General features: G+C 59.9%; 13 protein-coding genes and 1 pseudogene. 11 read left to right on the top strand and 3 right to left on the bottom strand.

Annotated elements, in window-relative coordinates; all coding sequences use genetic code 11:
• Nucleotides 1–263: pseudogene (locus AOA62_RS06955) on the bottom strand (ribonucleotide-diphosphate reductase subunit beta); the annotation flags it as partial.
• Between the two features lie 576 nt (nucleotides 264–839).
• Complete coding sequence (locus tag AOA62_RS06950) at nucleotides 840–1,109, bottom strand: DUF2790 domain-containing protein (protein ID WP_017138434.1); 270 nt, start codon at nucleotides 1,107–1,109, stop codon at nucleotides 840–842.
• 397 nt (nucleotides 1,110–1,506) lie between these two features.
• Between AOA62_RS06950 and acs the strand changes: the two genes are divergently transcribed.
• From acs to AOA62_RS06915, 7 genes are all read left to right on the top strand, one after another.
• On the top strand, nucleotides 1,507–3,462 hold the full coding sequence (gene acs / locus AOA62_RS06945) for an acetate--CoA ligase (protein ID WP_056861684.1): 1,956 nt from the start codon (nucleotides 1,507–1,509) through the stop codon (nucleotides 3,460–3,462).
• Nucleotides 3,463–4,231: 769 nt separating this feature from the next.
• Nucleotides 4,232–5,017 carry an ABC transporter substrate-binding protein gene (locus AOA62_RS06940; RefSeq protein WP_099548201.1) on the top strand — a complete coding sequence of 262 codons (786 nt, stop codon included), beginning with the start codon at nucleotides 4,232–4,234 and terminating at the stop codon, nucleotides 5,015–5,017.
• Nucleotides 5,018–5,109: 92 nt separating this feature from the next.
• Nucleotides 5,110–5,799, top strand: coding sequence for an ABC transporter permease (locus tag AOA62_RS06935; RefSeq protein ID WP_017138431.1), 690 nt, complete (start codon nucleotides 5,110–5,112; stop codon nucleotides 5,797–5,799).
• Nucleotides 5,796–6,494 carry an ABC transporter permease gene (locus AOA62_RS06930; RefSeq protein ID WP_099548200.1) on the top strand — a complete coding sequence of 233 codons (699 nt, stop codon included), beginning with the start codon at nucleotides 5,796–5,798 and terminating at the stop codon, nucleotides 6,492–6,494. The genes AOA62_RS06935 and AOA62_RS06930 overlap by 4 nt, the downstream gene beginning before the upstream one ends.
• A 1-nt stretch (nucleotide 6,495) precedes the next feature.
• Nucleotides 6,496–7,608: a succinylglutamate desuccinylase/aspartoacylase family protein gene (locus tag AOA62_RS06925; protein WP_099548199.1), complete on the top strand. Its 1,113-nt coding sequence runs from the start codon at nucleotides 6,496–6,498 to the stop codon at nucleotides 7,606–7,608.
• A gap of 27 nt (nucleotides 7,609–7,635) precedes the next feature.
• Nucleotides 7,636–8,400: an ABC transporter ATP-binding protein gene (locus tag AOA62_RS06920; protein ID WP_017138428.1), complete on the top strand. Its 765-nt coding sequence runs from the start codon at nucleotides 7,636–7,638 to the stop codon at nucleotides 8,398–8,400.
• A 245-nt stretch (nucleotides 8,401–8,645) separates the two neighbouring features.
• Nucleotides 8,646–9,626 carry a GlxA family transcriptional regulator gene (locus AOA62_RS06915; protein ID WP_099548198.1) on the top strand — a complete coding sequence of 327 codons (981 nt, stop codon included), beginning with the start codon at nucleotides 8,646–8,648 and terminating at the stop codon, nucleotides 9,624–9,626.
• Nucleotides 9,627–9,633: 7 nt separating this feature from the next.
• Here the strand turns inward: AOA62_RS06915 and AOA62_RS06910 are convergent, their stop codons facing one another.
• Nucleotides 9,634–14,670 carry a leucine-rich repeat domain-containing protein gene (locus AOA62_RS06910; protein WP_099548197.1) on the bottom strand — a complete coding sequence of 1,679 codons (5,037 nt, stop codon included), beginning with the start codon at nucleotides 14,668–14,670 and terminating at the stop codon, nucleotides 9,634–9,636.
• 299 nt (nucleotides 14,671–14,969) lie between these two features.
• Here AOA62_RS06910 and AOA62_RS06905 point away from each other — a divergent pair, with 299 nt between their 5' ends.
• From AOA62_RS06905 to astD, 4 genes are all read left to right on the top strand, one after another.
• A complete protein-coding gene (locus tag AOA62_RS06905) occupies nucleotides 14,970–16,190 on the top strand; it encodes an aspartate aminotransferase family protein (RefSeq protein WP_017138425.1) in 1,221 nt (406 codons plus the stop codon).
• 246 nt (nucleotides 16,191–16,436) lie between these two features.
• Nucleotides 16,437–17,456, top strand: a complete 1,020-nt coding sequence (gene aruF / locus AOA62_RS06900; RefSeq protein WP_017138424.1) for an arginine/ornithine succinyltransferase subunit alpha — start codon at nucleotides 16,437–16,439, stop codon at nucleotides 17,454–17,456.
• A 49-nt stretch (nucleotides 17,457–17,505) separates the two neighbouring features.
• Nucleotides 17,506–18,531, top strand: coding sequence for an arginine N-succinyltransferase (astA, locus tag AOA62_RS06895; RefSeq protein ID WP_099548196.1), 1,026 nt, complete (start codon nucleotides 17,506–17,508; stop codon nucleotides 18,529–18,531).
• A complete protein-coding gene (astD, locus tag AOA62_RS06890; RefSeq protein WP_178075626.1) occupies nucleotides 18,528–19,997 on the top strand; it encodes a succinylglutamate-semialdehyde dehydrogenase in 1,470 nt (489 codons plus the stop codon). The genes astA and astD overlap by 4 nt, the downstream gene beginning before the upstream one ends.
• Nucleotides 19,998–20,040 lie beyond the last annotated feature (43 nt).

Below are 20,040 nucleotides of genomic sequence, written 5' to 3'. Positions count from 1 at the left end.
ATGCGCTTTTCGTCAACGGCGACGCGGGCGGCGGAGCCTTCCAGCTCGGCGAGGCCTTCGGCGACGTCGAGTTTGTCCAGGGCGGCCTTGGCGCGCACGATGGCGGCGGAGTCATTGGCGGTGACGGCGCGGGCTTCGATGGCGGCGGCAGCGCCGGCACCGTCGAGGCGGTCCATGTTGGCTTCGGTGGCGTGGCCGGCGTTGGCGCCTTTGGCGGCTACTTCGCCTTCTTCTTCTTTGTCGAATTCGTCCCAGCTCAGCATGACGTGTCGTCTCCTGCGTGAGGGCTCAAAGGTGCCCGTGTGAAACCGGATGGTTGGGTGTTCACACGGCCCAGAGGCCGCGGTGGATCTTAAGGAATCGTTTGTTGCAACAGCTCGCGCAGGCAATTAAACGGAATAGGGTTACGGGTTCTGCTTGAGGCTTGAGGTGCGCAGCGACAGGTGCGTGCTTGCGCGAAGGCCTCAGGTCTGGCTCTTCATCCCGGTGTAAAGGGATATTGCAGGCCCGATTTACCCGCGCATTATAGGGAAAAAATCGGCTTTGTGTTGCGGCCGATGGTCACGATGGAGGGCCAAAATGCTGTGGTTTTCGGCCAGAGCGTGTGTTTGCAAGGCTTTGCTGGGGTAGGAATTTTTTGACGGGCGGTGGGATAGTTTTTGTAGGGCCAGAGAGGGGGAGTGGTGGAGGGCTGTATGGGGTGTGTTTGGCTGGGATCGCCATCGCAGGCAAGCCAGCTCCCACATTGGGGTGGCGGTGGGCCAGAGGGCGGTTCTTGGCCGCAAGAACGATTTCTTGCGGCGACCAAGATCCGGGTTTAAATCTTACTGAAAAAGTTATTACCCGTTAGAGCAACCATTGCCCATCACTTGATAATTAAGAATATGACGCTGACCTTGCGAGTCTTCATATTCCATTTGTACCGGTACAACGTTGCAGACATCAGGGATGTTGCTCATGGACAATACTTTGGCCACATCCAAGTGTGTGCTGTAGGTGTAATCTTCAACAATCGGGGCGTTCTGGCCGGCCAGCTCGGTCGGGGCCTCATCGGCCAGGGCGGCGGTGGCGCACAAGCTGCTGAGGGCCATAACTACGAGAGCTTTCATTACTGTATTTACCTTCTTCAGGGCGAAAGGGGTCACGGGGCCCTTATGAGGCCGCGTGTGTAACTTAAGAGTTGGGAAGTTCGGATTAACGTTGCCTTCGTGGGGGCTGTTACGGTGTTAATCACGTTGCCTTGTTGGCGGAGTTGATTTTAGGCCTGTGGGTTATATTCATATACCCGTGCTTTTGATAAACACTATTGGCGGTTTTTGTAACAATCCCGTGGTAAAGGTTTTTTCATCAGGCGCCAAAGCCGCGCAGGCCGTGGGCCAGAGCCCTGAAAGGGCATAGCAGGGCATTTTGTAGGGGCTTGTTACTACCATCGTCGAATGGTTCTATGGGGGCGCCCCGGCTACAACAGGGCATACAAAAACAACTATTGTCACCGAGGTAAGAAAGATGAGTGCGGCTTCCCTGTACCCCGTTCGCCCCGAAGTAGCAGCCAACACGCTGACCGACGAGGCGACCTACAAGGCCATGTACCAGCAGTCGGTGGTCAACCCCGATGGCTTCTGGCGCGAGCAAGCCAAGCGCCTTGACTGGGTCAAGCCTTTCACTGCGGTCAAGCAGACTTCTTTCGACGACCACCATGTCGACATCAAATGGTTTGCCGACGGCACCCTCAACGTTTCCTACAACTGCCTGGACCGCCACCTCGCCGAGCGTGGTGATCAGGCTGCGATCATCTGGGAGGGCGATGACCCTTCCGAAAGCCGCACCATCACCTACCGCGAGCTGCATGAAGAAGTCTGCAAGTTCGCCAACGCCCTGCGCGGCCAGGATGTACACCGCGGCGACGTGGTGACTATCTATATGCCGATGATCCCCGAAGCCGTGGTCGCCATGTTGGCCTGTACCCGCATCGGTGCGATTCACTCCGTGGTATTTGGCGGTTTTTCACCGGAAGCCCTGGCCGGTCGCATTATCGACTGTAAGTCGAAGGTGGTGATCACCGCCGACGAAGGCATCCGCGCCGGTAAGAAAATTCCGCTGAAGGCTAACGTCGACGACGCGCTGACCAACCCGGAAACCAGCAGCATCCAGAAAGTCATTGTGTGCAAGCGCACCAATGGCAACATCAAGTGGAACCAGCATCGCGACATCTGGTACGAAGACCTGATGAAAGTGGCGGGCACTGTGTGCGCGCCTAAGGAGATGGGCGCCGAAGAAGCGCTGTTCATCCTTTACACCTCGGGCTCCACCGGCAAGCCTAAAGGCGTGCAGCACACCACTGGCGGCTACTTGCTGTACGCCGCCCTGACCCATGAGCGTGTGTTCGACTACCGCCCAGGCGAAATCTATTGGTGCACCGCCGACGTGGGTTGGGTCACCGGTCACACCTATATCGTCTACGGCCCGTTGGCCAATGGCGCGACCACGCTGTTGTTTGAGGGCGTGCCGAACTACCCGGATATCACGCGGGTCGGCAAGATCGTTGACAAGCACAAGGTCAATATCCTCTACACCGCGCCCACCGCGATCCGCGCGATGATGGCGTCCGGCACCGCTGCCTGCGAAGGTGTGGATGGCAGCAGCCTGCGTCTGCTCGGGTCGGTGGGTGAGCCGATCAACCCGGAAGCCTGGGATTGGTACTACAAGAATGTCGGCCAATCCCGTTGCCCGATCGTCGACACCTGGTGGCAGACCGAAACCGGCGCCACCTTGATGAGCCCGCTGCCGGGTGCCCACGCGCTCAAGCCGGGTTCGGCGGCGCGCCCGTTCTTTGGTGTGGTGCCGGCGCTGGTGGACAACCTCGGTAACATCATCGAGGGCGCTGCCGAAGGCAACCTGGTGATCCTCGATTCATGGCCGGGCCAGGCGCGCACGCTGTATGGCGACCATGACCGTTTTGTCGACACTTACTTCAAGACCTTCCGTGGCATGTACTTCACCGGCGACGGTGCGCGCCGCGATGAAGACGGCTACTGGTGGATCACCGGGCGGGTGGACGACGTGTTGAACGTCTCCGGCCACCGTATGGGCACCGCCGAGATTGAAAGCGCAATGGTTGCGCACCCGAAAGTTGCTGAAGCGGCGGTGGTGGGTGTACCGCATGACATCAAGGGGCAGGGCATCTATGTGTATGTCACGCTCAAGAATGGCGAAGAACCTAACGAAGCGCTGCGCCTGGAACTGAAAAACTGGGTGCGCAAAGAGATCGGACCGATTGCCTCGCCGGATGTGATCCAGTGGGCGCCGGGCTTGCCGAAGACGCGTTCGGGGAAAATCATGCGCCGGATTCTGCGCAAGATTGCTACGGCTGAGTATGACGGGTTGGGGGATATCTCCACCCTGGCTGACCCAGGTGTGGTGGCGCATTTGATTGAGACGCACAAGACCATGAACGTCGCGTAAGGCGGGCTGGGTAGGATAAAGCCCCATTCGGCGTGAGCCGGGTGGGGCTTTTTTGTGGGGTTTGATTTCGATAGCACTGGCGAAACCGGATCACTGTGGGAGCTGGCTTGCCCGCGATGAGGGCGTATCAGGCACAGGTGGGTTAGCTGACAGGCCGCTATCGCAGGCAAGCCAGCTCCCACATTTGGAATGTGTTTCATGGCCGGAGTCTGATCGTTCCCACGCTCCGCGTCTGCTCTTGAGGCGTGACGCAGAGCGTCACAGGATGCATCCCCACGCGGAGCGTGGGAACGATCTGTGTGTAGGCCAATAAATATCGGTTTCTTTCGTAGGAGGTTTCTGAATGTTACCGTCCAGCCTAAATGTGTAACCCCACGCCCAATCCTGAGGCAATGTGCTACGCCTGCGCCCCGAAAACCCGCGTTTTAGACACCCTCAGAAATAAGATTAAACGCCAGACTTGCCGTGCTAGAAGGGTTTGCGAATAATAGGCCCGCAATTTGCAGCATCAACAGGTTTAATATCTTTTGTCTCTGCATAAAATCCAGAGGCTGTCAATGTGCTGGAACCGCTTTCTCAGTGCTTCTGTAAATTGTTGTCGCATTGAGGAAATATCGGCTTCCGGCCTGTCGTTAGAATGCCGATCACTCGCTCGTCGTCTCCTGTATCAATTCAGGGTAGGACGCAGCACCGCTATTCGGTTTCACTTAAGTCGCATCGTGGGCCACGGCTCATTCTGCTTTTTGCCCTATACCGATGGAGTCCCAAGATGAAGAAACTTGTGCTGTTGGGCGCCCTGGCGCTGTCCGTGCTGTCCATGCAGGCCTTCGCTGATGAAAAGCCCCTGAAGATTGGTATCGAAGCGGCTTACCCTCCGTTTGCCTCGAAGGCGCCGGATGGCAGCATCGTTGGTTTTGACTACGACATCGGTAACGCGCTGTGCGCAGAGATGAAGGTCAAGTGCGTATGGGTCGAGCAGGAATTCGACGGCCTGATCCCTGCGCTCAAAGTGCGCAAGATCGATGCGATCCTGTCGTCCATGTCCATCACTGAAGACCGCAAGAAGTCTGTGGACTTCACCAACCGCTACTACCTGAGCCCAGCGCAACTGGTGATGAAGGAAGGCACCACCGTCAGCGACAGCCTGGATGAACTCAAAGGCAAGAAAATCGGCGTGCAACGCGGTTCGATCCATGATCGTTTCGCCAAGGAAGTCCTGGCCCCTAAAGGCGTCACGGTTGTGCCTTACAGCTCGCAGAACGAAATCTACCTGGACGTGGAAGCCGGTCGCCTCGATGGCACCGTGGCTGACGCTACCCTGCTGCAAGACGGCTTCCTGAAAACCCCGGCCGGTAAAGGCTACGCGTTCGTGGGCCCACAGTTCACCGACGCCAAGTACTTCGGTGACGGCATCGGTATCGCTGTGCGTAAAGGCGACAAGACCGAGCTGGACAAGATCAACGCTGCGATTGCCGCGATCCGTGCCAACGGCGAATACAAGAAAATCCAGGACAAGTACTTCGACTTCGATATTTACGGCGCTGACCCTAAGTAACTCGTCGCAGCTGTCTGTCCTAAATGGCGCAAGCAACAGAAGATTCTGAAGTTTGCGCCATTTTTTCATCCCCCTTTTCGAGGACCTGAATCATGTTGAACGGCTACGGGGCTGTCATCCTCGATGGCGCATGGTTGACGCTTCAGCTCGCCTTGTCGTCCATGGCCTTGGCCATTGTTCTGGGTCTGATCGGGGTCGCGTTACGCCTGTCGCCGGTGCGCTGGTTGGCTTGGCTGGGTGACTTGTACTCCACGGTGATCCGCGGGATCCCCGACCTGGTGCTGATTCTGCTGATTTTCTACGGCGGCCAGGACTTGTTAAACCGCGTCGCGCCGATGCTCGGCTATGACGACTATATCGACTTGAACCCCTTGGCCGCCGGTATCGGCACCCTGGGTTTCATCTTTGGCGCCTACCTCTCGGAAACCTTCCGTGGCGCCTTCATGGCCATTCCCAAGGGCCAGGCCGAGGCCGGCCTTGCGTATGGCATGAGCAGTTTCCAGGTGTTTTTCCGGGTGATGGTGCCGCAGATGATCCGGCTGGCGATCCCTGGTTTCACCAACAACTGGCTGGTACTCACCAAGGCCACCGCGCTGATCTCGGTGGTGGGCCTGCAAGACATGATGTTCAAGGCCAAGCAGGCGGCAGACGCCACCCGTGAGCCTTTTACCTTCTTCCTCGCAGTGGCGGCGATGTACCTGGTGATCACCAGCGTGTCGTTGCTGGCCCTGCGTTATCTTGAGAAGCGCTACTCGGTAGGCGTAAGGGCGGCTGATCTATGATCTTCGACTACAACGTCATCTGGGAAGCCATGCCGCTGTACCTTGGCGGCCTGGTAACCACCCTGAAACTGTTGGCCATCTCGCTGTTCTTTGGCCTGCTCGCCGCCTTGCCGCTGGGCTTGATGCGCGTGTCCAAGCAGCCGGTCATCAACGGTGCGGCCTGGCTTTACACCTACGTGATCCGCGGCACGCCGATGCTGGTGCAGCTGTTTTTGATCTACTACGGCCTGGCGCAATTCGAAGCCGTGCGCGAAAGCTTCCTGTGGCCGCTGCTGTCGAGCGCCACGTTCTGCGCATGCCTGGCGTTTGCGATCAACACCAGCGCCTACACCGCCGAAATCATCGCCGGTAGCCTCAAGGCCACGCCGAACGGGGAGATCGAGGCGGCCAAGGCCATGGGCATGTCGCGCTACAAGCTGTACCGCCGCATCCTGCTGCCGTCGGCCTTGCGCCGCGCGCTGCCGCAGTACAGCAACGAAGTGATCATGATGCTGCAGACCACCAGTCTGGCGTCCATCGTCACCTTGATCGACATCACCGGTGCTGCACGCACCGTGAACGCCCAGTATTACTTGCCGTTCGAAGCCTATATCACCGCCGGCGTGTTCTACCTGTGCCTGACCTTTATCCTGGTGCGCCTGTTCAAGTTGGCCGAGCGCCGCTGGCTGAGCTACCTGGCTCCACGGAAGCATTGATATGGAACGTATCGATCACCTGTTGCCCTGGGGCCACCTGGGCTGCGAGCGCCAACTGAGCGTGTTTCGTTTTGGCAGTGGCGAGCGCAAGGCCTATATCCAGGCCAGCCTGCACGCCGACGAATTGCCGGGGATGCGCGCCGCGTGGGAGCTGAAAAAGCGCCTCACTGAACTGGAACAGCAAGGCGCCCTCAACGGGGTGATCGAGCTGGTGCCGGTGGCCAACCCGATGGGCTTGGGCCAACTGCTGCAAGGCAGCCACCAAGGGCGTTTCGAAGTCGGCAGCGGCAAGAATTTCAACCGTGATTTCGTCGAGCTGAGCGCGCCGGTTGCCGAGTTGCTCAAGGGCAAGCTGGGCGATGACCCGCACGCGAATGTGCGCATGATCCGCCAGGCGATGACCGACGCACTCAATGCATTGCCCGCGCCGAGCAGCCAGCTGCAAGGCATGCAGCGCATCTTGCTGAGCCACGCCTGCACCGCCGATATCGTCCTGGACCTGCATTGCGACGCCGAAGCCGCGTTGCACATGTATGCGTTGCCCCAGCACTGGCCGCAGTGGCGCTCGTTGTCGGCGCACCTGGGTGTGAAAGTCGGCCTGCTGGCGGAAGACTCGGGCGGCAGTTCGTTTGATGAAGCCTGCTCGCTGCCGTGGTTGCGTCTGTCACAGGCGTTCCCCGAGGCACAGGTTCCGCTGGCGTGCCTGGCGACTACCCTGGAATTGGGCGGCCAGGCCGACACCGGCCGTGATGAAGCGATTTTCCACGCCGAAGGCATCCTCGCGTTCCTCGCCGAGCAAGGCTTGATCACCGGCCAATGGCCGGCGCCGCAATACGACGCGTGCGAAGGCCTGCCCTTCGAAGGCACCGAGTTGCTGTTTGCGCCCCATGCCGGGGTGATCAGTTACCTGCGTAAAGCCGGTGACCGGGTAGAAGCGGGCGATGAGATTTTTGAAGTGATTGACCCTCTGACCGACCGCGTCAGCATTGTTTGCGCGGGGACGTCCGGGGTGTTGTTTGCCGTTGAACGGCTACGTTATGCCCAAGCGGGTTTCTGGCTGGCCAAGGTGGCGGGGCGCGAAGCGCTGCGCCACGGGCGCTTGCTCAACGACTGACCACCTGTTTTTGTGAGAACCGACCGCATGTACAAACTTGAAGTCCAAGACCTGCATAAACGCTATGGCAGTCATGAAGTGCTCAAAGGCGTGTCCCTGGCCGCCGCGGCCGGTGATGTGATCAGCATCATCGGTTCCAGTGGTTCGGGCAAAAGTACCTTTTTGCGCTGCATCAACCTGCTGGAGCAACCCCACGCCGGCAAGATTCTGCTCAATAACGAAGAGCTGAAACTGGTGACCAACAAGGACGGCGCCATGAAGGCCGCCGACCCGAAACAGCTGCAGCGCATGCGTTCGCGCCTGTCCATGGTGTTCCAGCATTTCAACCTGTGGTCGCACATGACTGCGCTTGAAAACGTGATGGAGGCGCCGGTGCACGTGCTGGGCATGTCGAAAAAAGACGCGCGTGAAAAGGCCGAGCACTACCTGGCCAAAGTTGGTGTGGGCCATCGTAAGGATGCGTTCCCCGGCCACATGTCCGGCGGCGAGCAGCAGCGCGTGGCCATCGCCCGCGCCCTGGCAATGGAGCCGGAGGTGATGCTGTTCGACGAACCGACCTCGGCCCTCGACCCGGAGCTGGTCGGCGAAGTGCTCAAGGTGATGCAGGACCTGGCCCAGGAAGGCCGCACCATGGTGGTGGTGACCCACGAAATGGGCTTTGCCCGTGAAGTCTCGAACCAGTTGGTGTTTTTGCACAAAGGCATCGTCGAAGAACGTGGCAACCCGCGTGAAGTGCTGGTGAACCCGCAGTCCGAGCGGTTGCAGCAGTTTCTTTCCGGTAGCTTGAAATAATCAAGACTGCTTTTGTGCACTCAAATAGTGCATATTTCGCAGCCTTGAGGTCGCCTCGTTCCCTGTGGGAGCTGGCTCGCCTGCGATAGCGATATATCAGTAACCAGTGTGGCAACTGACCCACCGCCATCGCAGGCAAGCCAGCTCCCACATTGGTTCTCCATATGTTTTGAGATTTGTGTTCGTTTACCGGCTAGCATTGGCCCTTGTCTTCATTACTGTTACTCGCTTCGGATAGCCCCTAAATGACCGCCCATAAAATTGGTTTCCTGATTTGGCCCAGCACAAAAGCACTCACGCTTGCGCTGGCTGAGGAGGCTTTGCGCGTTGCTCAGCGGGTGCATCCGGACGTGGTGTACGAACTGTCGTTTTTGCAGGCCGAACCGCGCACCGAGGGCGACTGGCAATTGCCGGGCGAGCCCTGGGCCGGCAAACTCGAAGGTTTCCAGAAGCTGTTCCTGCTGGCGGACGAGCCACCTACCGTCATTGCGTCCCAACTCAGTACTGCACTCAAGCAGTTGGTGCGCGCCGGGTGCGTGATCGGCGGGTTGTCGGCCGGTGTGTATCCCTTGGCTCAGTTGGGTCTGCTCGACGGCTACCGCGCCGCCGTGCACTGGCGCTGGCAGGACGACTTCGCCGAGCGCTTCCCCAAGGTGATCGCCACCAGCCATCTGTTTGACTGGGACCGCGACCGCCTGACCGCCTGCGGCGGCATGTCGGTACTCGACCTGTTGCTGGCGGTGCTGGCCCGTGATCACGGCGCGGAGCTGGCCGGTGCGGTCTCCGAAGAACTGGTGGTGGAGCGCATCCGCGAAGGCGGCGAGCGCCAGCGCATCCCCCTGCAAAACCGCCTGGGTTCCAGCCATCCGAAGCTGACCCAAGCGGTGTTGTTGATGGAGGCCAACATTGAAGAACCGTTGACCACCGACGAGATCGCCCAGCATGTGTGCGTGTCGCGACGACAACTCGAGCGCATCTTCAAGCAATACCTCAACCGTGTTCCCAGCCAGTATTACCTGGAACTGCGCCTGAACAAGGCCCGCCAGATGCTGATGCAAACCAGCAAGTCGATCATCCAGATCGGCCTGTCGTGCGGCTTCTCCTCGGGGCCGCACTTCTCCAGCGCTTACCGCAACTTCTTTGGCGCCACCCCGCGTGAAGACCGTAACCAGCGGCGTAGCAGCAGCCCGTTTGAATTGTCGTCGGTGCCGTCCGAGCGCGGTTGAGTGGCCTTTATTGTTCGGTTTCTTCTTCTGATACGTCGGTTGACGACGTTGGGCTTAGTTGCGCGCGCTGCCTGACCTCCGGGATGCCAAAGTCCACTCCGGTGCGGTTGTAATACGGCACCAGCAGGGCGATCGTTTCAGGCGAGAACGTGTTGCCGCCAAGAACGAAACCATCGGCCCTGTCCGGCGCCACCTCAAGCAGGTCAGTGGGAAGTTCGGTTATCCGGTTGTTTCTCAGGTCCAGTTGATCGAGGGATGGCAGGTTGAACGTCCCGTTGGGTACCTCGGTAAGGCCAGCATTTTCGATGATCAGGGTGGATAACCCGGACATCTTGCTGACGTCGGGCGTGATTCCCAGGGGGTTACCACTGAGGTCCAGGTACTCAAGGTTTTGCAGGTCGCTCAAGGCGTCGGCGCTGGTTGCGGTCAACCGCATACGGCTATGGGACATGATCAGTGTCTTGAGTTTGGTCAGCTTGAACACATCGGCAGGAATGTCCGGCAGGGCATAACGATGAATATGCAGGGTTTCCAGGTTGGGAAAACGCACAAGAAAGCCTTCGGGAATTGAGGTGGCTTGCTCTGCGCTCAACTCCAGTTTCGACACATGTTTAAAGTCCATATTCAGCACCGGTAAATCGCCGAGTAAAGGCAGTTTCAGCGCCATTTCATGATCGGTGGTCGGCGGCTCCTGGCTTGAATCCAGACCGGTCTCCCGTCGCCAGCTTTCCTCCAGCAAGGCCTTGAGCTGGTGGCGAAGCAGTTGCTGTTGCGCTCGTACGCCTTCGTCCATGGGCGTGTCTATGAACGGGTACCGTTCAGGTATATCCAATGCCCACTCCTGCAAGTCTGTTTGCAGTCGCTCGTAGTCGGTTTTCAAGCGCAGGAGTGCGGGCATTGAGTCATTCAGCTCACCGGGCAACCTGAAGATAAAGTTATTCGCCTCGTCGTCAGTGAAGGTGGGGTAAAGCTCATGAACCAAGCGACGCTCGAATGGGTTGGCGTCTGCGCCGAAGTGTTCGCCGGTTCTCTGGCAGTAACGTTTGATCTTTTCCAGGGTGGCGCGTGAAAGGGGGTTGCCCGACAAATCAAACGCTCTAGCCCGTTCGGCGGGCAGGCTGAACAGCGCGTCGGGTAGCCTGCTCAGGTAGTTGCCGCTGAGGTCGGCGCTCGTGAGCTGAGGGCGATTGATCAGGTGTTCGGGGAATAGCGAAATATGCGTCTGGCTAAGGTTCAGCGTCTGCAACTCAGGCATTTGCCCAAGGTTGGGAGAAAGTGACAGCTGGTAGTTGCGGGAAAGGTCCAGGCTTCTCAATTGGCTCAAAGTGGCAAGCTGTGCACGGCTTTGTGTGGTCAGGTTAAGGTTGCAATTGCTCAGCGTCAGCCGATTGAGCTGGGTGCGCGCCATGACTTCGGGAGGCAGTGTGTTGAGTGCTATGTCGCTGATATCCAGCGTGCGCAGGTTGGGGAAGTGGGCCAAAAAGGCGGGTACGCCTTGGGTGGTGGGATAACCTTTCAATCTCAGGTTGCAGATGTGGTCGAAGTTGGCACTGATGGTGGGCAGTTCGCTTTGCAAGGGGGCGTCGAGGTGCAATTGGCGGCCAAGAGAAAACTCGCTGTCCTCCGGGGTCTCGTGCCGCCAGGCACGGAGCAATTGGTGAGTCCAGATCCAGCGATTAAGTTTCTCTTCGGCAACGGTTGAGGAGAAAAGCGGTACTTCGGTGTTGAGGAAGGTTTGAGAGAGGTTGGAGCGCCAGGTCGCGAGGTCGGTTTCCAGTCGTGAAAATTCAGCCTTCAAATAATGAAGCGTCTGTAAGGGAGAGCCAGGGTGGCTTCGCATGGCGTTCAGTACATAGTCCACTTCTGCTGGGGCGAGGCGGGGATACAGTTCGTGTACTAACAGCGCCTCAAGGTTATTTGTGTTGCCAGGGGCACTCGCGTCGTAACCCTCCATGCCGCCGGGCAAGCGCATCAGCTTGGGGTCGTAAAAGGGCTTGCGCACTGGCGCAGTTGCCAGCAGCTCCCCCAGCGGCTCACGGGCCAGCGCGTACTGGCGCAAGGTCTGTTTCAGCAGTGGGCCTTGGCCAATGTGGATACCCAGCGCGTCGCGTTGCGCGTCGGGCAGTGCCTGGAGCACGGCGGTATAGAGGTCGGTTTCGCCGAACAGGGTGCCCTTGCCGTCTTCGGGAACGTAACCGCCATCAATGGCGCGCACCAAGGTGCGTTGGATCGGTGCCTGCAGCGGGCCGATGGTGTCCCGTACCGTACCGGTGCGGCTGAAGTCGCGCACTTCCAGGCGTACCTGCGGCGACCACTCCGGCAGCTTTTCCAGGGAATGCAACGCGAGTTGTTCTGTGTCGTTGCTTTCCAGGGCATCCATGTACAACCCTTCATACGCTCGACTGATCCTGACCTGATGCGCAGCCCAGCGTGCGCGCTCCACCAGGTGGGGTGGCAGACTACCTTGATCCATGGCCAGCAGGTCTTGGCCGCTGGCGCCGAACAGCACCTCGTGCGCCGCACTGGTGGGCAGGCCGGGCGCACTGTCGATGATTTTTTGCAGGCGCGGGTCATCGGTGGTTTCCAGCCCTCGGTAGCGGGAGTCAAACAATGAAGCGCGCTTGGCCTGGGCTTGGCGTGCCAGCTGTTTACGCAGTTTGGCCGCGCGCACGTGCAGTTGGGTGGCGGGGGTGCCGAATTCTTCCTCAAGCAGGATTTTGCGTTCTGATTCGTCCAGGGTTTCCAGCAGCGTTTTGAGAAAATCACCATTTTTCATCTGGGCTTCATGTATCTGCGCCACCGCCGAGTTTTCCTGGCCTTTATGCTCCCAGACGGTCTCACCTTTCGCGTTGAGAAAGCGCAAGGTCTTGGACTCGGGCCACAGGCCGGTCTGACTCAACAGCCAAAGCTGGGTTTGCGGGTCGGCTTTTTGATACTGCGCAGGGTCGTCACTGTTCATCTGGTCGATAAAGTCTTGCAGTTGCTGATCAATGGCGACGCGCTTGAGGGTGTCGGCCAATAGTGGAGGCGGTGGTTGGCGGTCCATATGCAGCTTGCGCAGGGCGGCATCGTCGGCGCCGCTGATGCGATGCGCCCATTCCAGGCGCGTCTCACTGAGTGTGTCAGCCGGTGGGCCGAGTCGACGCAGCAAGGTGCTGCGGTCCCAGGTCAGCGGGCGATCTGTTGCTGTCAGCCAGGCGCCCTTGCCGTTGCTGATGATTTGCGGGCGGTAAGCGTGCGCGCGGGTAGGGTGGGCAAGGAAAGTGTTACCCAATTTCTTCTTGATGGAGAAGTGTTGTCCATTGAGTGTCAGGATCTGTTTATCCGCATGGGCATATAGCCCTTCGTGATTGGGGCGTGACTCGGGCGGTAGTTGAATGTCATGGGTGTAGGGCGCCAGGTCGGGCTTCCACAGGCGGGTCTTGCCGTCAGTTGTGACCGGGGTGAGCCGCTCAAAAAAACGCCACAGTTCGTTGGGCAGTGCCTGTCGCAGCAAACCTTCGGCAATCGGTGCGCCGACTGCGAACATACCCAGTTGCACCATTTGCTCGAGGATCGACATCAGGTGCCCGAAGGCTTCACGCTTGAGGCCCTCAGCCCAATCGATGATGCCCTCGAATACGTCGTCGAGCAGTTGGTAAGCGGTGTAGCCCAGCATCAGCGCGCCCAGTGGTGGAAGGAAAGGGGTCACGATGAAGGCGGCGACTTCGAGAATGGCGTTAGCAACCTTCTGCACAATGTCCCAGCGTTGCCAGCGTGCCTTGCTGTCGGCGTCTGCGGTGGAGATGGCGGTTACCCGAGCGTCATTGAGCAGCTTGTCGAGCTTGGTCTCGTACAGGTGTTCGTAAAGATCACCGGTGATTTTCGTTGCATAGAACTGCAGGTTCGGGTTGACCACCGGTTCGTCGCGCCAGGCGGGGCGTGAGTCGCCGGGCTGCGGCGAGTGCCAGACGACTTTGGATAGCCGGCTGTTGAGGTCTGCAAAGAAGTAGCCACGGTATTCTTGGTTGACGAAGCGGCTAAAAAACGCCTGGTAGTCGGCGTCGCGCAGCTTGTCGGCCAGGTCGCGCATGAATGCTGTGCCGTCGGGGTAATACTTGAGGGGCGCCAGTGGGTCGCCGGGAATGTACGCCACTATGGGGACTGCGCTTCGGTGCTGCTCCAGGTCGGCGGCGAACAGCACTATGCCGGTCAGCGGTGCGCCCATCAGGCTCAGGTCGTGGTTGAGCAGTACCTTGCCCTGGAGTGTCAAGCCTCTGAGGCCGTCGAGCTGCGCCTGGAGTGTGCGCAGCGTCGATTCGCTCGCGTCTTTTTTCAGGCGCGCCATGTGCACGCAGGTTTGCGCCTCGGCTTTGAGATTGGCGATCACCTTGCTGCGCAGCGATGCCTGCAGCGTGGCGTTCTGGAAGCCGAAAAAGCCTTTGAGGTAGCGTTGGTACTGCGCGCCGATGTCCAGCTCGCGGCACAGTCCGACGAATTGCGCGATGCTGATTTTTTCGGTCACAGCGGGCAGGGTGTCGAATTGCCCAGCGGCTGAGGGTTGGGTGATGAAGGTGGAGTCGGTGGTGTAAGCGGCTTTTTCGCCTTCGGCGGCGTCGAAATTGTGCAGCGCTGCGTCCACCAGCGACACGGTCCAGGCCTTGACGCCTCCCAAGTCCACAGGGAACAGCGGAACCGTCACGGGGGCGTAAAGGCGCAGGTAAGTGGCGGTGACATCCAGCTCAATGCCAAAGCGGGAAGTAAGACCCTGTTGCAGCAAGGGTGCCGCGAACGCTTGGGGCGCTTGCAGCGCTGCCAGGGCGGTGTCGAGCTGGTTTTGCGTGGCCCAGCTCTCGGCCATGGCTTGCTGGAGGGGGGCTTGTTGCTGGCGGCGGGTGTCGGCCTGCCAATCGGCAAACTCAAGCCGTGTGTTTTTCAAAGTCTCGCGCCGCGCGCTTGAGGCGTTGCCCAGCCATTGCGGCAGGCGGGTGTGAGCCCCGGCGGGCACCCTGCTGGCGGTGAGTGTCAGGTGTTGGGTGAGCGTGGTTTGAGTCAGGGGAGGCACGTGGCTGATCCTTCAGTGGGTTGAGTCACCGTCATCACAGCAAGTCTGATTGGCGTACAGGGGGCAGATAGTTAATACAACCTTCGAAATCAGCAGGCGATGCCCCTGCCTCTCAAACGATGCAACGTTTAAACTGCGCCATTGCGACGCTATTTGTCGCATTGGCGTAAACCCGCCAAAAACGCGGGTTGGCGCTATAAGAAGTTGTCGCTTGGCGGCAAGGCCGCGCTGAAAACTGTCCTTACAATCCCTGCATCGCCCGCCAGTTCCAGGCAGGCGTTCCTCTTCAGGAGACTCCGATGTCCGTTGAGCAAGCCCCGGTGCAACGTGCCGATTTCGACCAGGTGATGGTGCCCAACTACGCACCTGCCGCCTTCATTCCCGTGCGTGGCGCAGGTTCGCGCGTTTGGGACCAGGCCGGTCGCGAGCTGATCGACTTTGCCGGCGGCATCGCGGTTAACGTATTGGGCCATGCCCACCCGGCGCTGGTCGGTGCACTGACCGAACAGGCCAACAAGCTGTGGCACGTCTCCAACGTGTTCACCAATGAGCCGGCCCTGCGCCTGGCCCATAAGCTGATCGACGCCACCTTTGCCGAACGCGTGTTCTTCTGCAACTCCGGCGCCGAGGCCAACGAGGCCGCATTCAAGCTGGCCCGTCGCGTTGCGTTCGACCGTTTCGGCACCGAGAAGTACGAGATCATCGCCGCGTTGAACAGCTTCCACGGCCGTACTCTGTTCACCGTCAACGTCGGTGGCCAGTCCAAGTACTCCGATGGGTTCGGGCCTAAAATCACCGGCATTACCCACGTGCCTTATAACGACCTGGACGCGCTCAAAGCGGCCGTGTCGGATAAAACTTGCGCCGTGGTGCTGGAGCCGATCCAGGGCGAAGGCGGCGTATTGCCAGCCGAACTGGCTTACCTGCAAGGCGCCCGCGAACTGTGCGACGCCAATAACGCGCTGCTGGTGTTCGACGAAGTGCAAACCGGCATGGGCCGCAGCGGCCACCTGTTCGCCTACCAGCATTACGGCGTGACGCCGGACATCCTCACCAGCGCCAAGAGCCTGGGCGGTGGTTTCCCGATCGCAGCCATGCTGACCCGTGAAGACCTGGCCAAGCACCTGGTGGTCGGCACCCACGGCACTACTTACGGCGGCAACCCGCTGGCCTGTGCGGTCGCCGAGGCGGTGATCGACGTGATCAACACCCCAGAAGTACTGGCCGGTGTGAACGCCAAGCACGACCTGTTCAAGGCGCGTCTTACGCAGATCGGCAAGCAATACGGGATCTTCACCGAAGTGCGCGGCATGGGCCTGCTGATTGGTTGCGTGCTGAGCGACGCGTTCAAAGGCCGTGCCAAGGACGTGTTCAACGCGGCCGAAAAAGAAAACCTGATGATCCTGCAAGCCGGCCCGGACGTGGTGCGTTTCGCCCCAAGCCTGGTGGTGGAAGAGGCGGATATCAACGAAGGCCTGGACCGCTTCGAGCGTGCTGTGAAGACGTTGACGCAAGCTTGATGGACCGCTTGGCGCCTGGTGATCCGGGCGTCGAACAAAAATTCTAAAGGCCGGACCGGATCAAATGTGGGAGCCGCTTGTGTGGCGAGGGAGCTTGCTCCCGCTGGAGTGCGAAGCGCTCCCAAAATCTTGGGGCCGCTACGCAGCCCAGCGGGAGCAAGCTCCCTCGCCACACAAGCCCTCTCTGATTGAAAACCTGTCCGGCATTTTTCCCCCTATGAGTTTTTCGAGTTAAGGAGTGACACCATGCTGGTGATGCGCCCCGCGCAAATGGCTGATCTGGGCGAGGTACAGCGTCTGGCTGCGGACAGCCCGATTGGTGTCACCTCCTTGCCGGACGATGTGGAACGCCTGAGCGATAAAATCGCTGCCAGCGAAGCGTCTTTCGCGGCCGAGGTGAGTTTCAACGGTGAAGAAAGCTATTTCTTCGTGCTCGAAGACACTGAGACCGGCAAGCTCGCCGGCTGCTCGGCCATCGTCGCGTCGGCCGGTTACTCCGAACCGTTTTACAGCTTTCGTAACGAGACCTTCGTGCACGCTTCCCGCGAGCTGAAGATCCACAACAAGATCCACGTGCTTTCCCAGTGCCACGACCTCACCGGCAACAGCCTGCTCACCAGTTTCTACGTGCAGCCTGCGCTGGTTGGTTCGCCGTGGTCGGAACTCAATTCCCGTGGCCGCTTGCTGTTCGTCGCCAGCCACCCCGAGCGCTTTGCCGACTCGGTGGTGACCGAGATTGTCGGCTACAGCGACGAGAACGGTGATTCGCCGTTCTGGGACGCCATCGGTCGCAACTTCTTCGACCTCAACTATGCCGCCGCCGAGCGCCTGTGCGGGCTTAAAAGCCGCACCTTCCTCGCCGAGCTGATGCCGCATTACCCGATCTACGTGCCGCTGTTGCCGGATGAAGCCCAGGAAGCCATGGGCCAGGTGCACCCGCGTGCGCAAATCACCTTCGACATCCTCATGCGCGAAGGTTTTGAGACCGACCACTACATCGACATCTTCGACGGCGGCCCAACGTTGCACGCACGGGTTTCGGGCATTCGCTCGATCGCCCAGAGCCGCGTGGTGCCGGTAAAAATCGGCGAGATGGTCAAAGGTGTCGGCCGCCAGTACCTGGTGAGCAACGCGCAGTTGCAGGATTACCGCGCGGTGATGCTGGAACTGGACTACGCGCCCGGCAAGCCAGTGACCCTGGACCTGGAAGCGGCTGAAGCCCTGGGCGTTGGCGAAGGCGCAAGTGTGCGTCTGGTAGCGGTTTAAAAAGAGAGTTTCGCGGGTGGCTGCAAAGCGGCCCGTCTGAGGAGATAGCATGATCGTTCGTCCCGTACGCAGCAGCGATTTACCGGCCCTGATTGATCTGGCGCGCAGCACCGGCACCGGCCTCACCACCTTGCCGGCCAACGAGGAGCGCCTGACCCATCGAGTTGGCTGGGCGGAAAAAACCTTTCGCGGTGAAGCCGGGCGGGGTGATGCCGACTACCTGTTCGTGCTGGAAAACGACGAAGGCCGTGTGGTGGGCATTTCTGCCATTGCCGGTGCCGTCGGCCTGCGTGAGCCTTGGTACAACTTCCGGGTCGGCCTCACGGTCAGCGCTTCCCAGGAGCTGAGCATTTACCGCGAGATTCCGACGCTGTTCCTGGCTAACGACCTTACCGGCAATTCCGAGTTGTGCTCGTTGTTCCTGCACGCGGATTACCGCACCGGCCTCAACGGCCGCATGCTGGCCAAGGCGCGCCTGCTGTTTATCGCCGAGTTCCCGCAGCTGTTCGGCAACAAGATCATTGCCGAGATGCGTGGCGTGTCCAACGACGCCGGGCGCTCACCGTTCTGGGAAAGCCTGGGCCGGCACTTCTTCAAGATGGAGTTCAGCCAGGCCGATTACCTCACCGGCGTGGGCAACAAGGCGTTTATCGCCGAGCTGATGCCGAAGTTTCCGCTGTACAGCTGCTTCTTGTCTGAAGACGCGCGTAATGTGATCGGCAAGGTCCACCCGGACACCGAGCCTGCATTGAGCATGCTCAAGAGTGAGGGCTTCAGCTACCAGGGTTATGTCGATATCTTCGACGCCGGCCCGGCGGTGGAATGTGAAACCAGCAAAATCCGTGCGGTGCGCGACAGCCAGTCGCTGGTGTTGGCCATCGGCACGCCGGGGGACGACGCTACGCCGTTCCTGATCCATAACCGCAAGCGCGAGGAGTGCCGCATTACTGCCGCTCCGGCCCGGCTGGCGGCAGGCACGTTGGTGGTCGATCCGCAAACCGCCAAACGCCTGCAACTGGTGGTGGGTGATCAAGTGCGCGCTGTTGCGTTGTCTGCTGCTCGGGAGTCGAAATAATGAATTCGCTGTATATCGCAGGTAGCTGGCTGGCCGGCCAGGGTGAGCTGTTTGAGTCGCGCAACCCGGTGACCCAGCAGGTGCTGTGGACTGGTAATGGCGCCACTGCCGAGCAGGTCGAGTCGGCCGTGCAAGCCGCGCGTCAGGCGTTTCCAGCGTGGGCCAGGCGCCCGCTGGAAGAACGCATCAGCGTGCTGGAAACCTTTGCCGCCGCGCTGAAAACGCGCGCCGATGAAATCGCTCGCTGCATCGGCGAGGAAACCGGCAAGCCGCTGTGGGAATCGGCCACCGAAGTCACCAGCATGGCCAACAAGATTGCCATCTCGGTGCAAAGCTACCGCGAACGTACCGGCGAAAAGAGCGGCCCGTTGGGCGACGCCACGGCCGTATTGCGCCACAAGCCCCACGGTGTGGTGGCGGTGTTCGGCCCTTACAACTTCCCGGGCCATTTGCCGAACGGGCATATCGTCCCGGCCTTGCTGGCGGGTAACACGGTGTTGTTCAAGCCGAGCGAACTGACCCCCAAAGTCGCCGAGCTGACCGTGCAATGCTGGGTCGAAGCCGGTTTGCCGGCGGGCGTGTTGAACCTGCTGCAAGGTGCGCGGGAAACCGGTATCGCCCTGGCGGCCAACCCTGGCATTGACGGGTTGTTCTTCACTGGCTCCAGCCGCACCGGCAACCATCTGCACCAGCAGTTCTCCGGGCGCCCGGACAAGATCCTGGCCCTGGAAATGGGTGGCAACAACCCATTGGTGGTCGATGAAGTGGCCGATGTGGATGCGGCGGTCTACACCATTATTCAGTCGGCATTCATTTCGGCTGGCCAGCGCTGCACGTGCGCCCGGCGTTTGCTGGTGCCCGAAGGCGCCTGGGGCGATGCCTTGCTGGCGCGTCTGGTGGCGGTCAGTGCGACGATTGAAGTCGGTGCATTCGACCAGCAGCCGCCACCGTTCATGGGGTCGGTGATTTCCCTCGGCGCGGCCAAAGCCTTGATGGACGCCCAGGAGTGGATGCTGGCCAATGGCGCGGTGGCGCTGTTGGAAATGACTCAGCCGCAGGCTCAGGCCGCCTTGCTGACCCCAGGCATCATTGATGTAACCGGCGTGACCGAGCGTGAGGATGAAGAGCTGTTCGGCCCATTGCTGCAAGTGATCCGCTACGCTGATTTTGCCGGGGCGATTGCCGAGGCAAACAACACTCAATATGGCTTGGCTGCGGGTCTGTTGTCGGACTCCGAAGCGCGCTACCAGCAGTTCTGGCTGGAAAGCCGCGCCGGTATCGTCAACTGGAACAAACAGCTGACCGGCGCTGCCAGTACCGCACCGTTCGGTGGTGTGGGTGCTTCGGGCAACCATCGCGCCAGTGCGTATTACGCGGCGGATTATTGCGCGTACCCGGTGGCGTCGCTGGAGACCCCGAGTTTGGTATTGCCAGCGACACTGACGCCAGGGGTAACGCTGATCTAAATGTGGGAGCTGGCTTGCCTGCGATGCAGGCGCCCCGGTTTTT

This window comes from Pseudomonas sp. 2995-3 (assembly GCF_002742565.1).
Classification (GTDB): domain Bacteria; phylum Pseudomonadota; class Gammaproteobacteria; order Pseudomonadales; family Pseudomonadaceae; genus Aquipseudomonas; species Aquipseudomonas edaphica.
This window is presented reverse-complemented; position numbering and strand designations above follow the sequence as displayed.